This is a genomic window from Ruminococcus bicirculans (ex Wegman et al. 2014) (assembly GCF_000723465.1).
In the GTDB taxonomy this organism is placed as follows: Bacteria; Bacillota; Clostridia; order Oscillospirales; family Ruminococcaceae; genus Hominimerdicola; species Hominimerdicola aceti.
The window spans coordinates 1,483,565-1,498,816 of the sequence record NZ_HF545616.1; the positions used below are offsets into that span (position 1 = coordinate 1,483,565).

Consider the following 15,252-nt stretch of genomic DNA (forward strand, 5'->3'; position numbering starts at 1 on the left):
ATTCTTTTCCTCCGTTAATTAATAAAGTTGATAAATCCTGTTATAACAAGGCTGTTTATAAAATCGGCAAACATACTTCCAACAATAGGAACAAGCATATAAGCCTTTATTGAAGGGGCAAATTTTGCTGTTAAAGCCTGCATATTAGCCATAGCGTTTGGCGTTGCACCTATTCCGAAGCCGCAAGTTCCTGCCGCAAGCACTGCCGCATCATAGTTTCTTCCCATTATATTATATACGATAAAGTATGAGAACATTGCCATAAGAAGCACCTGTGCAACCAGCATGATTATCATAGGCAATGCAAGCTCGGCAAGCTGCCAGAGTTTCAATGTTATCATGGCTATTCCGAGAAAAAGTGAAAGACAAATACCACCGATATCATTTATTTCACCCATGTGTATGTGTATTTTACCGCTGTATTCACCGATGTTTCTCATAAATGCTGCAACGATCATTGATCCGATATACACAGGAAAAGTCATGCCTGAATATGAAAGCACCCATGATACAAACGTGCCTATTCCCATTGCTATCGCAAGCTGATAAGCTGCAGGTGCGTACATGCTTACAGAACGGTGATGTTTTTGTTCGTCCTCGACAAGTATAGAGTCGTCCTCAGGAATAACAGTTTTCAGCAGATCATGTTTGAGTATAAGCTTTCTGCCGATAGGTCCGCCCATTACAGAGCCTATAATCAATCCAAAAGTTGCCGCCGCAGTGCAAAGGCTTGTGGCACCTTGCAGACCAAGGTCTTCAAGCACAGTGCCGAATGCTCCCGATGTTCCGTGACCGCCTACCATTGGGATAGATCCTGTACACATACCTACCAGTGAGCTTACTCCTAATAGCTTTGAAAGTCCTACGGCAACCGCATTCTGCGCAAATATCAGCACTATCAGGCATAATAAAAATACAATAAGGCTTTTGCCTCCTGCTTTCAAAACTTTAATGTTTGCCTGAAAGCCGACAGAAGTGAAGAACATGACCATGCAAACTGTTTTTAGCGTTTCATCAAACTGAAATTCGACTATTCCTGCGACGTGAAGAATACATGATATGATAGCAAAAATAACTCCGCCGATGACAGGAGAGGGAATACAGAAGGTTTCAAGAAATCTGACTTTCTTTTTGAGAAATCCTCCTAAATACAAGACTCCTACTGCCACCGCAAGAGTTTGATACATATCCACATTTATTGTTTTCAAATTTGATCCTCCTCTGTTATAGCAGTTCCAATGCTGTTATAATATTCCACTGCCCCTTTATGAAAAGCACACGGGATATTATCTGTCGCAAATTTTGTGTCATTATTCGCAAATGAGATCCTTTTCTTTATCTGGTTATTTTCCTCAAAAAGCATTTCCGTGATATCTGCTACAGTGTCGCTGTCCATCTTTTGGCTTGCCACAAGAACAGCCTTTACGCCGACAGTCTTGATGTCCTCGTCAATGCCTTTATAAGTTCCTGCCTTTATTACAGTTTCATAGTATCCGTCATAAAGATTCGTCATATATGATATCGTTCTGTCATCAAGAGGCAATATTCTTATATCCATTTCCTCAGAAAGCTGTGTTATAACATCACATGGAGCACCAAGTACCACGAAAAATGCATCGATAGAGCCGTTTTTAAGTGCCTCAGCAGACTTCTGATAGTTCATGTTGCACACATCTATCATGTTATAGTCAAGACTTACAGAGTTTAAAATGTACTCAGCATTTTTTGCTACGCCAGAATCTTCTTCGCCCACAGAGACCTTTTTGCCTTTAAGATCAGCAGGAGTTTGAATATCTGAGTCAGCCGGAACGATTATCTGAAAAGACTCCATGTAAAGAGCCGCAACTGCACGGACGTTGTTTATTTTGTTACCATTAAAATCTCCTGTGCCATTCACTGCTTCAGACAGGACATCGCTCTGGACTATTCCCATGTTGATAAAGCCGTCCTTTAAAAGCCTCATATTAGCCTGAGAACCAGCCGTTCTTATATTTGTGATGTTTTCATCAATATCACTGAGAGTGTCAGCAAATTTATAATATATACCACCTTCGTTGCCGGATCCCAGTTTTATCTCAGAGCGTTTACAGCAAGAGCAGAACATTGTAAGTATAGCAACTGTAACAATAAATATTATTGTATTTTTTATTTTTCGCAATCCGATCATTCCTTTCTAAAATATTCAAAAAGTTATCCTACTGATAATATCATATCCATATTTGCATTAAACATATACTTCATATAAAAAAATCACCTATCAGCTTTTTGGTATTATCATTGAGGTTAAAAAAGCCACACCGAGCGTGGCTTTTTCTCTCTAATATAGACAGTAAACAAATTTTGCATTAAGAAGCTTAGCGCCCGAAAGCTTTGGCAGGACGATCTTGTCCTTTACGATTTCAAAATAAGAAAGTGCGGTTTCGAGTTCCCCATCAGATATTACTGAGTTGCTCATTTCCGCTTTGACAGCAAGTTCTCCGATATATTTTATCATATGAGAGAAATCATTGATTTGCATTTCCTGGCATTTTTCTGTTAATCTGTCACAAAGCTGTAAGTCTGTAATATTTCTGCTGTCGGTAATGCCTATAAGCTTTAAATATTTGAGCATATAGCGGTATACCGCCACAGTGCGTGATCTATTGTCCCCATTACTTAGTTCCGAACGCATTTTCTTTACCTTAACATCTCTATGGACTACAACGCCGAAGGCTATAAGCAGAAGTCCGCCCATAGTGATGAAAATTCCTACAAATGAGCCATGGTCGCTGTTGTTTTCTGTTATTCTTGATGAAACAGAAGTTTTCCCAGCGCCTGACATCACTCCGGCACCATGTCCGTTGCTTGCAGAATTTGTTTTCTTTGTTGTTGAAGTTTTTGAACTGTTTGCAGGCTTTTTAGTAACCACTGAAGTTGTGCCACCCTGACCGCCATTTTGTGTGGTAGTCGTAGGCTTGCTTTCTGTGCTTTTAGTTGTTGTAACTTCCTTAGGGTCTTTCTCTTGTTGCGTAAGATTAGGATTATCATTATCATAACCTGGTGTGAATTCTGCAGGATACCAACCTGCATTGTCTATAAATACCTCAGCCCATGCGTGCGCACATTTGTCCTTTACACTTACCTCGTATGTTGAATCATCTTCAGGTTCACCGAGCTGTGAATTAAGCACCACATATCCCTCTACATATCTTGACGGATAGCCAAACATTCTTAAAAGCTCTGCACCCGCTGTTGCGAAATATGAACAATAGCCCTCCTTTTGTGTACCTAAAAAATAATCTATGAAATCTTCACCTTTTGGAGTAACACCCGGTTCAAGGGTATAAGTGAAGTTATCAGAGAAATAGTTTTTTATTGCAGTGCTTATTTCTTCATAAGTCCAATCACCCTTGTGGTAAATATCCACGCCAAGATATTCGTTGAGTATCTCTTTATATGCCTTATCAAGCTCATCAGACTTTGAAACGTCCATATATTTCTGGTGAACAAACTCTGAGTAAGCGTCAACACCTCTGTCCTTATTAACAGACAATGCAGGCACTTCTGTGGCTATAGCCTCAGGGAGAGCTTCAAGTCTTTCTTCTATAAGAGAGGGGTCAAAATAGTAAAGAGAATACTTTGTTGAACTTAATTTGACATATGACTCAGTGGTAGGACGCATTTTTTTATCGTCTGTATTTCCATCACTTGAATATAAAGAAGCGTATGGCGCATACACAAATTTCTTGCTTGCGCCGAGAACAGATACAGAAATCTGAGCAGGGGTCAGATCAGCGTATTTTCGTTGGATAAGGTCATAATCCAGATCCTGCACCCATATCTTGCCTTGCTCAAAATCATCAGAGAAGGTGTCTTCATTGCCATTCACGTCAACAGGAGTCCAGCTATTGTCGTTATAAACGCCTGCTACATATCCACGGAGATATAGTGTATTAGAGAATTTTGGAGTGACCACTTTTAGTGCTGTTGAGCCGTTGAAGCTAATGCCTGCTGTCTTGCCAAGAACGCCTCCGTTTGTGCCACCAACTGTTTTTATACCAAACAGATCAAATCCGCCGTCATAATCTGAAAAAGCATTTCTCAGGTCAGAGAGAGAGAAATTTGACACTGCTGTAGAAATATCATGTCTGTATTTTGCAAATGACTCAGGACGTGTAAAGCCTGTTATTGCTGAGAAAAGCATAATAACTACAAGTACCAACGAACTTAAAATAGCCGTGAATTTCATGAATACGTTATAGAAACAAGCTTTTTGCTTTTCAGATGTAAAATAAAACGTGCGTTTTCGCTCATGCACCGCAAAGGTGTTTTTTCTTCCTGCCTTGTTAGTTGTGTGGTTTATTATGTGCAGTGCAAGCACTGTCACCCAGCATACAAACAGACCAATAACAGTCCACATTGACGGCTCCCAGCCCCAATACATTCCAAGCTCGAAAACAGGAAATGTAATGATGAACAGCAGTGGAAAATCTATCCTATAAAGGCAGGCTGCTGCCGTTCCAAGGCAAACAAGAGTTATAAAAAATACGAAAAAATTTGACGCAAGATATGGGTAGTCGATAGTAGAAATCCCACTAAGCTGAACGCCAAGAGTTGAGTTAGGTTGATTTGCCCTTGAAAGATATCTGTCTATAACAACGAACAAGCCGTATTTTATTGTAGATATCCTGCTCACAAGGTAAATTACATGAAGTATCATCACACCAAGTGCAGAAAACTTAATTATCTTGTGTGACGATTTCATCAGACCAAACACAAGTGAAAGCATGGCGGAGTAATATATGATCGTGGTCTTGTATATTTCCATATCAAGGAATGATACTGCCATAAACGCTGTGCATATGGTCGTCACAAAGGTCAGAAGTATCTGAAACCCTAGAAATGAGCCTGAATTATGTTCACGCTCACAATTCATAAGGATATCTCCGTCAATGCAGATACCATTGCTGCTGATAAATCCTATATCTTTGTTTTTGCTTTTTATTCTTTTCTTTTTCATGTTGTCACCTTTATAGACATATTTCCTGTATGCTTTCGGCAACGTGTTTTGCAGTAACGTTCACGACCTCTGCAAACTCATCGTTTATAACGTCGTCTTTCTTTTTATTCGTGATAAGCATATAGGAATAGCGGAACGCCAGATCGTTATCGTTCATAACGCCGCTGAGATTGCTGTTATATGCGGGAGAAAAATACATCAAGTGACCGCATTTATATCTCTCAGGCTCATTGATGTAATTTATCATAGACAGGTCAGGCTCATCATAAACAGAAGCCTGCAACAGCAGACTTATAAGCAGCCTTGCACTTTCTTCGTCTGTAACGTTCACTACTTCGCTCAAATCTTTCTTTTTATCATACCACACTACCTTATGAGGTGTGTCATTTTCTATGAGATAATAGGATATAGACGCTATAGCCTCTACAAGAGTATCATATATGAGCATATAATCGTCTGTATTTGTATCAAGGTGGAGATCCGCCATAAGCACGATAGAGTTTGATATTGGCAGAGAGTAATCCTTGACCATGGTCTTATCCTGCTTTGCAGTAAGCTTCCAATGTATCCTGTTTATTTTGTCACCATCATGATATTCGTGTATATCAAAAATCTCAGAGGGATCATCGCCCTTTGATGTCTTGGAATAATCATCGGTTTCAAGACCCATTTCAGCATAATTGGCAATGTTGTTTTCGATAGGTATATAGTCAGGAACTATAGTGAAAGTACTTTCGCCAAAAAGTTTGGAAGCAGCGTCGGTGCTTACTCTTATCTTGAAAAGCTTCAGCATATCAACAATGCGACAGCGTTTTATGTTCATTCTGACAGTGCCATAATGCTTTGCAGAAACGTGCAAAGTAAGATACTGAACATCATCAGGATAAAGGGGAGTGTTTATCTTCATTGTATTTTTGTCGCCGTCAAGAGTGTTGTAATATTCTATCTCTATAATCATATTGGCGACAGGCAACTTTGAACGGTTTTGCAATCTCAGCACAACAGGTATCTTTGACGATCTGCCTGCGGTTTTCTGAGTGTTCACAAAACCAACGCTTATTTTCTTTGACATTTTTTTGAGCATAACGAATAAGATTATAGGCATAACAAGTAAAAATGCAAAGAGATAAAAAGAGAAGCTACCAACATATAATATATAGAAAAAGATAGAGGCGATAAATAATATTATATATAAAACCAGCATTTGCTCCTCCGTTACTTGCTAACTCTAGGAACCTGAACTGAGGAAATAACTCCTTTGAGTATCTGTTCTCCTGTTAAGCCGTTTATCTTTGCCTTTGAGCTGAACACAAGTCTGTGAAGAACAACGTCCTTGAAGCTGTATATAACGTCATCGGGGATAACATAATCTCTGCCCTTAAGAAGCGCCGTCGCCTTTGTCATTCTTAGTAGTGCGATAGTTCCTCTAGGTGAAAGACCTAACTTTATATATTCATTGTTTCTGGTTGCATTTGCAAGCATAACGATATACTGTAAAACCTGATCTGAAACATAAATATTTTCTACAACTTTCCTTGCCTGAAGGATATCCTCCGCAGACACCACAGGCCTTACATTATCCACAGGCACAAGATTTTGCTTGGATTTTAGCATTGCAACTTCGCTTTCAAGATTAGGATAACCCATTGTGAGCCTTACGATAAATCTGTCCATTTGCGACTCAGGGAGCATTTGCGTGCCTATAGAGCCAACCGGGTTTTGCGTTGCGATAACGATATAAGGGTCAGGCATTTTATGTGTTATACCGTCTACAGTTACCTTGCCCTCCTCCATTACTTCAAGAAGCGCAGACTGCGTCTTACTTGAGGTTCTGTTTATCTCGTCTGCAAGAAAAAGATTTGTGAGTGCTGCACCCTGCTTATATTCAAACTTGTGTGTTTCTTTATTTAGTATGGTAAAACCTGTCACGTCTGTTGGCAAAACATCAGGGGTGAATTGTAGTCTTTTATAGTCAAGTGAAAGCGCCTTTGAAAGAGCCACGGCAAGAGTGGTCTTTCCTACTCCCGGAATATCCTCAATAAGGATATGACCGCCTGCAAGTATGGACAGCAGGACTTTTATGATTATCTCGTCCTTGCCGATAATGACCTTTCTTACCTCATTTATCACGCTTTGTGACATATTCAGTACTTTTACCTGTTCTTCAGTTAAGCTGTTGTTCATAATTTTCTCCTTTGTTTTGTATGTTTCTTTTATCTTCACAATATTTGTGCATATTGCATTAACATTATATCACAAATACAACAGTATTTCAAGCATTTTGCGTGATAATTAAATACAATAATGGATATCTGCGTATGTAGAAGAATACAAATATCTTGTACTAAAATGCAGTCTCACAGCATAGTTATTTCATAGGACAAGTCAAAAGGAGCGTGAAAAAAATGATAAGAGAAGTCAGCAAGATAAAATACGTTTACGAACTGCTCACCCCTCGCATAAGGGGAGCAATTATGTCAGTGCCAGAAATAGAGCGTGACAGGATACAGGAAATAAGGCTTCGCAGAGGTAGACGGCTGTCTGTTACCATATTCTCGAAAGAGTATTTCGTTAATGATAACGGCAGACTAATGAACAATATCGGGGATAGCGTTCAAGTTACCACAGATGATATTGAAACTATCTATCAGCGAGCATTTCAGAACTCTCTTCACAGCTTTCACCGTGAGATAGCAAGAGGGTACATAACGGTTTCAGGAGGGTGCAGAGTAGGCTTCTGCGGAACTGCCGTTCTTGATCCTGCAAGGAGTTATGCCGTGGAGTCGGTAAAAAATATATCTTCTCTTAATATAAGGATAGCTCGTGAAATGATAGGCAGTTCAGACGAGATATATGCAAAATGCTTTTCTGACAAACCAATGAGCCTGCTTATAGCTTCACCGCCCTCGGGAGGAAAAACTACAGTGCTTCGTGATCTTGCAAGAAAGCTTGGCGAACGCTGGCGTGTTGCGCTTATAGACGAGCGAAACGAGTTTGCCGCAACAGTGGCAGGTGAGCCGCAAAATCTTATAGGTGCAATGACGGACGTGTTCAATTCCTACAACAAATATGAGGGCATAATGACGGCTGTCAAGGTCATGTCACCGCAAATACTCATATGCGACGAGATAGGTTCTTCTGAGGACAACGAAGCTTTGCAGTATGCGCTCAACTCAGGAGTGAAGCTTATTGCTTCATGCCATGCTTCAAGCCTTGATGAGCTTAAAAAGCGGCGTTATATCTCAAAACTCATAAAAGACAAGGCTTTCGACGCACTTGCGGTATTAGGCACAGGAACAATGTGTGGCAGGCTGGTATCATTTACAAAAACAGGAGCATGAAATGATAAAGCTAATAGGCTGTGTGCTGATCATATCCGCCTGCACACAAATGGGCTGTGCAATGGCGACGGACAAGATACGGCAAATGAAATATCTCAAGCTTCTCAGACGGTTGATATTTGAAACAAGGGCAATGGTTGAGGGTGGAATGACTTTCGGGGAAATTATCTTAAAGCTTAGCTTGCAGAAGGATTATTCTGACTTTACATTTTTGTCGCAAGATACCTCTTCGCCTGATGTCCGCAGAAGAATAACCGAGGATATATATAAGTCAAAGCTTTTTGACAATGAAATCAGGCAGACCGCCATAGATTTTTTTGAAAAACTCGGCACAACAGACACAAATGGTCAGCTTGCATACATTTCCATGAACCTTGCCGCACTTGATGAGCAGATAAGCAGACTTTCAGAGAATTTCACCTCACAGGTGCGGCTTTGCAGAGCTTTGGGCGTTCTCAGCGGGGCTTTTATCGCTATTCTGCTAATATAGCCATAGCAAAGGATAACCATAATGAAGGGAACAAAATTTTATGGACATAGATCTTATTTTCAAAATCGCTGCCATAGGAATTATCGTTGCCGTGTTAAATCTCTTGCTGAAACGAGCGGAGCGTGACGAGCAGGCAATGATGACAACTCTTGCAGGGCTTATTGTCGTTCTGCTTATGATAGTAAGGCAGATCGGAAATCTATTTGAAACGATAAAAGAAGTGTTTGGATTGTATTAATGAAAATATTTACAATAGCGTGCTTTTGTATTTTCTCAACCATAGTGTGCAAAGCCATTGAGAAAGACAGCCGTGAAATAAAATATGCGGCTGTGCTTGCAGCGGCGGCACTGGTGCTTTTTCATTCGGTAGCATTTGTGAAAGATCTTATCTCTGTATTTGAGGACCTTTTCACTCTTTCAGGAATCGACAATATGTATCTTAGCATACTGTTCAAGTCACTTGGTATCTGCTATATCGTACAGCTTGCATCTGATTATTGTAAGGACTGCGGAGAAAACGCACTTGCGTCACAGGTCACTTTGGCAGGAAAGCTTGCAATGCTTTCGGTATCGCTGCCGCTTTTCAAAGCATTTGTAGAAATAGTAAAAGCATTGCTTATATAGGATTAACATATGAAAAAAATAATTGCCACTGTCATCATAGTACTTGCGGTCATGTTTACACCACAGGGAGTATATGCAGACAGTGAGGAACAGAACAATGAATATTATGACAGGCTCATAAGCGAAATAAACGAGGGACTTTCTTTTGAGGGTGATGAAGATGTAAAAACTGTACTTGAAGATAATAACATCACTTTGGAAGATCCGTCCTCTGCCGCAAATATAAGTGCCTCTGATGTGATAAAGCATATATTTGAAAGCTTTACCGCTGCTTTGCGAAGCCCTCTTATAATGCTCGGGAAAATAACAGCCGCCACTATGCTCTGCGTGTTGGTAAGGTCAATGTCAGCCGAGGGTACAGTGGACAAGGTATTCACGCTCATATGTGTTCTTACCACAGTGCTTGTTATAAGCGATACTGTCACCGACAGTCTTTATTCTGTAAAGACTTCCATGGAACAGATGAACAGATTCATGATGTCCTACATACCCATATTTTCAAGCGTGGCGACAGCAGGCGGTAGTGCGGCGGCAGGAGCAGGCTATTACGGCGTTATGCTGATAATATGTGAAAGCGCAGGTATATTGGCAGATACGATACTTGTGCCGTTTTTGTCGGCAGTGCTTGCAGTGACCCTTGTTTCTGCAATAAACCCGTCTCTTGACCTTGGAAGCCTTGCAGAGTCGGTGAAAAAGCTGGTCATATGGGTGCTTGGCATTGTGATGACCCTTTTTACAGGGCTGTTATCTATTCAAAGCTTTGCAGGAGCGGCGGCTGATAATCTCTCTGCTAGAGCCGTTAAATTTGCGGCTTCAAGCTTTATACCTGTCATAGGCGGCTCGGTCTCTGAAGCTTATTCAGCGGTAAAGGGAAGTATAGGCGTAATAAGAACAAGCGTCGGCGTGATAGGGGTTATAATAATGTCTGTGATAGTTGCGAAACCTTTGCTTACGCTTCTTGCAGTAAAACTTGCAGTGTGGATAGGCGCTACCATAAACGATATTTTTGGCATAAGCAACAGTGGTGGACTTCTTAAAAGCATAAACTCGGTTTTATCAATTGGTGTGAGCATCCTTGCGGCTTATTCTATAATGTTCGTTATTTCCACATCAGTTGTAATAATGACAGCCATGAACATAGGAGCTTAAAATGAATACAGTTAAAGCAATGATATTTATTGCCTGCATTATAGGCGTGATAACTTCTATGACGGATATTGCCACACCTGAGGGAACTTTGAAAAAACAACTTAGATCAGTGCTTGCTGTGATACTTTTGCTTGCGGTCATAACGCCTGTAATGGGACATGGCTTCAAAGTCACCCTAAGCGACTATACAGAGCTTGCAGATCTGCCTGAGTTTGACAGCGTTTCAACAGCGACGAAACTTTATTATCTGTCCGAATCCGAAAGCAGGCTTGAAGAATATTTTTTGGATAAGCTGAATAAGAATGGCATAGAAAACGTCAGAGTGGACATAACCACAGATATAAATGAATATAATGAAATAGAGATAACAGCGGTAAGGGTATATCTGACTAAAACAAGCGACAGAGGGCTTGTTGAAAAGCTTATTGCAGAAGATCTGCCTGATACTCAAGTTATCGTGCAGGAGGAATAAACGTTGCTGAAAAGTAAAGTTGAGGGGAAAATAAAGGCTCTTAAAAAGCTTCCTTTGAAAACGAAGATAGTGATAGCCGTAGGTCTTGCAGGGATATTGCTTATATTTGTTTCTGAGATGTTTCCTGCTAAAAATACGGCAGAGAGCAAGAGCATTCCCACGGAAAGCGTTGCCACTGATGATACAGACAGCTACAAAAAGCAGATAGAAAAAGAGCTTAAAGATGTTATTTCTCAAGTCAGGGGAGTTGGCGAGTGCGAGGTAATGGTGACAGTTGAGGGAACTACCGAATATGTTTATGCCGAAAATCTTACCAAAAGCACAGACAATAATGGTGACAGAACAAGCGACAGGTATGAAAACGAGATAGTAATAACTGATAATGACGGCAAAAAGGAGGCTTTGGTCAGAAAAATAATAAAACCGCAGATATGCGGCGTTGTCATTGTTTGCGAAGGAGGTGGAGATATAAAAGTAAACGAACGTGTGCTTAAAGCGGTTTCGACAGTACTAGGTATATCAAGCAGTAAGATCTGCGTTGAGGGCAGAAAATAACAGAAAGAGGTAATAAAGATGAAAAAACCGACCATGATAATAGGCAAAAAGCAGATAATCCTTGCAGGAATGACGCTGATACTCGGTCTTGCAGTATACATAAATTATGCAGTATCGACCTCAGACGGCAAGATAAAGGCGACGGACGTTGTGAAAAGTCAAAGCGTGAATTACGGCGACGCACAGCTCGTAAGCACTGACAGTACTTCAGATTATTTTGCACAGGCAAGAATAGACAGAATGAATTCAAGGGACGAGGCGGTAGAAACATTAAAGAATATAATGAACGGCGGCGATTCCACAGAGGAAGAAAAGAAAGTCGCTGAAGAAGAAGCTTCAGCCATGACAGGGCTCATGGAGTCGGAGAGCAAGGTAGAGACACTTGTGAAAGCAGCAGGCTTTGAGGACTGTGTTGTTTATCTTGACGGTGACAACGCAAATATCGTTGTAAAGACCGACAGCGACGGGCTTGTTGCAAGCGAAGCGGCACAGATAAAAGATATCCTCCTTAGCGAAGTTTCAGTTGCAAATGAAAACATCAGAATTTATGATGTAGAATAAAATTTGTCAGCAAATAAAAAAAGTCCTTCAAAATACTTGTAACCTATTGATTTTTATGATATAATGGTTGTAAGTATAGATTGAAGGATTTCTTTTTTATATCTAAAAAGGGAGGCTTGGATAAATATGAATGATGTTTCAAAGAAAGTAGAAAAAAGCCTGCACATAAGTCAGGACGTAATAGCGCAGATCGTTACAAACTCTGTTAATGAGATAGAGGGCGTTTATGGTATCGCTCCTGTTATGAAGACTCCACGTCAGCTCTGGTTTAGACAGGAGAATTTCGGCAATATCAGGATAGGCCTTGTTGACGATGTGCTGTCAGTGTCTATAGGTATAATACTTTGCCGTGGAGCTAAGGCGGTTTCCGTTGCCGAGGAGATACAGGATAAAGTAAAAAGTGCAGTTCAGAATATGCTTGGACTTACAGTTGCAAAGGTAAATGTGACCATATGCGGAGTTGACCTTTCGGAAAAGGAATAGGATTCAGACAAATATAAGATGAAGGAAGTGTTTTTGTGCCAATTAAAAGGCGTGAAATAAGAGAATCAGCATTTTTGCTGATATTTGAGAAAATGTTTAGACAGGACGAGGAGCTTGACGATATTTTCATGTCTGCCATGGAAGTGAACGAGATCATTGTAAATGATGAAGTTAAAAAGCTTGTGGAAAATGTTTGCGAAAAGCAGGACGAGATCGACAGCATAATCAGCAAGTTCAGCAACAAGAGAACTGTTGAAAGAATACCTAAGATAAATCTTGCAATACTCAGACTTGCTATTTACGAGGCAATATATGAGGAGAACGTTCCTGTGAACGTTGCCATAAGCGAGGCTGTGGCTCTTGCAGGAAAATATGCCCTCGAGCCTGACGTTTCATTTGTAAACGGTGTGCTTGGCTCATTTGCAAAGGAACAAGAGGAAAAGCAGTGAGTTTTGTACTCGGAATAGACACAAGCAATTATACCACTTCATGTGCACTGCTTGATACTGCGGATATGAGCATCAGGTCATGCAAAAAACTTCTTCCTGTCAAGCAGGGAGAGCGAGGGCTAAGACAATCCGACGCTGTGTTTCACCATACGAAACAGCTTCCAGAACTTATGAAACAGCTTTTTGATAAAAGGTATGATTTAAGTGCAGTTGGGTATTCTTATGCACCAAGGTGTGCAGAGGGTTCGTATATGCCTTGCTTTCTTGTTGGAGAAAATGTTGCACAAGCTGTGTCACTTGCCTGTGGAGCTGACCTTGAAAAGACTTCGCATCAGGTGGGACATATACTTGCGGCACTTTATTCCTGCGGAAAGCTGGATATGCTCAGTTCTGATAAGCCTTTTGCGGCTTTTCACGTCAGTGGTGGCACTACAGATCTTCTTTTGTGCGAGCCTGACAAGGCTAAGTTGATAAATATAACTCAGATCGGCGGAAGCCGTGATCTTAAAGGCGGACAAGCCATAGACAGAACAGGCGTAAGGCTTGGGCTGTCTTTTCCATGTGGTAAAGAGCTTGAAAGGCTTGCGTCTGAAAGCGAACATAAAATAAAGCCAAAAGCATCAGTTGATGGGCTTTATTGTTCACTTTCCGGAATAGAAAATCAGTGCATGAAGCTTATAGACGAGAGCTGTTCCGTGGCTGATGTTGCGGCATACTGTATTGATTGTGTGTGCCTTGCGGTGGAGAAAATGACAGTTAATCTTCGCCATGAGTATAAGGATATACCTATTATATATGCAGGCGGTGTGATGTCTAATCGCTTTATAAAAAGCAAGCTTGAAAAGTACGGCAGCTTTGCTGAACCTGAGTTTTCAAGTGATAACGCAGTGGGCGTTGCGGTCTATGCTGCGATCAGGAAAGGGAAGATCAAAATATGAGTTCAGTTATCACTGTTTCTCAGCTAAACAGATATCTTGCTTCAAAACTGCGGTCTGACCTTAAGCTGAAAGGCATTGCCGTCAAGGGTGAGATATCCAATTTTAATATACATTACAAATCAGGTCATGCCTATTTTACAGTAAAGGACAGCAGTTCTGCACTTAAAGCTGTTATGTTTTCAAGCAGTGTTTCAAGGCTTAAATTCGTGCCTGAGGACGGCATGAGCGTGCTTGTTATGGGCAATATAGAGGTCTATGAGCGTGACGGTGTTTATCAGATAATAGCTACGGAGATAGCACCTCTTGGAGTCGGTGATATGCACGTTCAGCTTGAACAGACCAAGAAAAAGCTTGAAAAAATGGGCGTATTTGATGTGAACAAAAAAAAGAAAATACCCCTTGTTCCAAAGAAGATAGCTGTTGTTACGTCGCTTACTGCGGCGGCTTTGCAGGATATAATCCATATAGCTGAAAGGCGTTATCCTGTGTGCAATATCGAAGTTTATCCTGCGCAGATGCAGGGTTCGGCGGCAGCACAAACTATATGCAAAGCACTTTCAGCGGCTGATAAAAGCGGTGCAGATACCATAATCTTAGCTCGTGGCGGTGGCTCTAGCGAGGATCTTATGGTGTTCAATGACGAGGCGGTGGCACTGGCTGTTTACGCCTGCAATACACCTGTGATATCGGCTGTAGGTCACGAAACTGACACCACCCTTGCAGACTATGCCGCAGATATGCGTGCGCCAACTCCGTCAGCGGCGGCTGAGATTGCTACCCCTGACAAGGCGGATATACTTAATGCTGTGAGGCTTTTAAGGCAAAAGCTTGACAAGGCTATGGAGCTTAAACTTGATAAGGCTGTGTCACAGATAGAAAGCTGTGATAAGCTTTTGAAATTATACTCTCCTGAAAAGAGATTAGAGCAGAGCGAAAAAGCAGTGTGCGACATTGAAAAAAGGCTGTCGCAGATCATGGAACGCAGGCTTGAAAAGCTGTCAGTTAAGCTTGACGGCTATGTTTCTTCTCTGAATATGCTTAGTCCGTTCAATATTCTGGGCAGGGGATATGCTATCGTTCAGAAAGACGAAAGCGTTGTCGACAGTGTATCAATGCTGAACGTTGGCGACGATGTAAACATAAAGCTGTCAGACGGCAGTGTATCTGCTAAAATAACATTTGTCAAATGAA

Annotated in this window: 17 protein-coding genes; 12 read left to right on the plus strand and 5 right to left on the minus strand. The window is 41.0% G+C overall.

The window, feature by feature from the left end; all coding sequences use genetic code 11:
* Positions 1-14: 14 nt before the first annotated feature.
* From gltS to RBI_RS06780, 5 genes are all read right to left on the minus strand, one after another.
* Positions 15-1,187, minus strand: coding sequence for a sodium/glutamate symporter (gene gltS, locus RBI_RS06760; protein WP_038673243.1), 1,173 nt, complete (start codon positions 1,185-1,187; stop codon positions 15-17).
* A gap of 17 nt (positions 1,188-1,204) precedes the next feature.
* Positions 1,205-2,158, minus strand: coding sequence for a TAXI family TRAP transporter solute-binding subunit (locus tag RBI_RS06765; RefSeq protein WP_051706575.1), 954 nt, complete (start codon positions 2,156-2,158; stop codon positions 1,205-1,207).
* Positions 2,159-2,317: 159 nt separating this feature from the next.
* Complete coding sequence (locus tag RBI_RS06770) at positions 2,318-4,999, minus strand: transglutaminase-like domain-containing protein (protein WP_051706578.1); 2,682 nt, start codon at positions 4,997-4,999, stop codon at positions 2,318-2,320.
* Positions 5,000-5,009: 10 nt separating this feature from the next.
* Entirely contained in the window at positions 5,010-6,203 is a 1,194-nt protein-coding gene (locus RBI_RS06775; protein WP_038671909.1) for a DUF58 domain-containing protein, read from the minus strand.
* Between the two features lie 11 nt (positions 6,204-6,214).
* A complete protein-coding gene (locus tag RBI_RS06780) occupies positions 6,215-7,183 on the minus strand; it encodes an AAA family ATPase (RefSeq protein ID WP_038671911.1) in 969 nt (322 codons plus the stop codon).
* A 221-nt stretch (positions 7,184-7,404) separates the two neighbouring features.
* Here RBI_RS06780 and RBI_RS06785 point away from each other — a divergent pair, with 221 nt between their 5' ends.
* The 12 genes from RBI_RS06785 to xseA all read left to right on the plus strand — a co-directional run bounded on the left by RBI_RS06785 (position 7,405) and on the right by xseA (position 15,251).
* Positions 7,405-8,340, plus strand: a complete 936-nt coding sequence (locus tag RBI_RS06785) for a hypothetical protein (protein WP_051706583.1) — start codon at positions 7,405-7,407, stop codon at positions 8,338-8,340.
* A gap of 1 nt (position 8,341) precedes the next feature.
* The gene (locus RBI_RS06790; protein ID WP_038671913.1) at positions 8,342-8,830 is read left to right on the plus strand and encodes a stage III sporulation protein AB; all 489 of its coding nucleotides are present in this window, start codon (positions 8,342-8,344) and stop codon (positions 8,828-8,830) included.
* A gap of 40 nt (positions 8,831-8,870) precedes the next feature.
* The gene (gene spoIIIAC / locus RBI_RS06795; protein WP_022286844.1) at positions 8,871-9,068 is read left to right on the plus strand and encodes a stage III sporulation protein AC; all 198 of its coding nucleotides are present in this window, start codon (positions 8,871-8,873) and stop codon (positions 9,066-9,068) included.
* The gene (locus RBI_RS06800; RefSeq protein ID WP_051706585.1) at positions 9,068-9,454 is read left to right on the plus strand and encodes a stage III sporulation AC/AD family protein; all 387 of its coding nucleotides are present in this window, start codon (positions 9,068-9,070) and stop codon (positions 9,452-9,454) included. The genes spoIIIAC and RBI_RS06800 overlap by 1 nt, the downstream gene beginning before the upstream one ends.
* A 9-nt stretch (positions 9,455-9,463) precedes the next feature.
* Positions 9,464-10,603, plus strand: a complete 1,140-nt coding sequence (locus tag RBI_RS06805; protein WP_038671917.1) for a stage III sporulation protein AE — start codon at positions 9,464-9,466, stop codon at positions 10,601-10,603.
* 1 nt (position 10,604) lies between these two features.
* Complete coding sequence (locus RBI_RS06810; protein ID WP_038671919.1) at positions 10,605-11,075, plus strand: stage III sporulation protein AF; 471 nt, start codon at positions 10,605-10,607, stop codon at positions 11,073-11,075.
* 3 nt (positions 11,076-11,078) lie between these two features.
* Positions 11,079-11,630 carry a stage III sporulation protein AG gene (locus RBI_RS06815; protein WP_242843629.1) on the plus strand — a complete coding sequence of 184 codons (552 nt, stop codon included), beginning with the start codon at positions 11,079-11,081 and terminating at the stop codon, positions 11,628-11,630.
* Positions 11,631-11,648: 18 nt separating this feature from the next.
* The gene (locus tag RBI_RS06820; protein WP_038671921.1) at positions 11,649-12,191 is read left to right on the plus strand and encodes a SpoIIIAH-like family protein; all 543 of its coding nucleotides are present in this window, start codon (positions 11,649-11,651) and stop codon (positions 12,189-12,191) included.
* Positions 12,192-12,317: 126 nt separating this feature from the next.
* On the plus strand, positions 12,318-12,674 hold the full coding sequence (locus RBI_RS06825) for an Asp23/Gls24 family envelope stress response protein (protein ID WP_022286850.1): 357 nt from the start codon (positions 12,318-12,320) through the stop codon (positions 12,672-12,674).
* A 35-nt stretch (positions 12,675-12,709) separates the two neighbouring features.
* Positions 12,710-13,123: a transcription antitermination factor NusB gene (nusB, locus tag RBI_RS06830; RefSeq protein WP_242843630.1), complete on the plus strand. Its 414-nt coding sequence runs from the start codon at positions 12,710-12,712 to the stop codon at positions 13,121-13,123.
* Positions 13,120-14,061: a peptidase M22 gene (locus RBI_RS06835; protein ID WP_022286852.1), complete on the plus strand. Its 942-nt coding sequence runs from the start codon at positions 13,120-13,122 to the stop codon at positions 14,059-14,061. Before nusB ends, RBI_RS06835 begins: the two co-directional genes overlap by 4 nt.
* The gene (gene xseA / locus RBI_RS06840) at positions 14,058-15,251 is read left to right on the plus strand and encodes an exodeoxyribonuclease VII large subunit (RefSeq protein ID WP_038671922.1); all 1,194 of its coding nucleotides are present in this window, start codon (positions 14,058-14,060) and stop codon (positions 15,249-15,251) included. The genes RBI_RS06835 and xseA overlap by 4 nt, the downstream gene beginning before the upstream one ends.
* Position 15,252 lies beyond the last annotated feature (1 nt).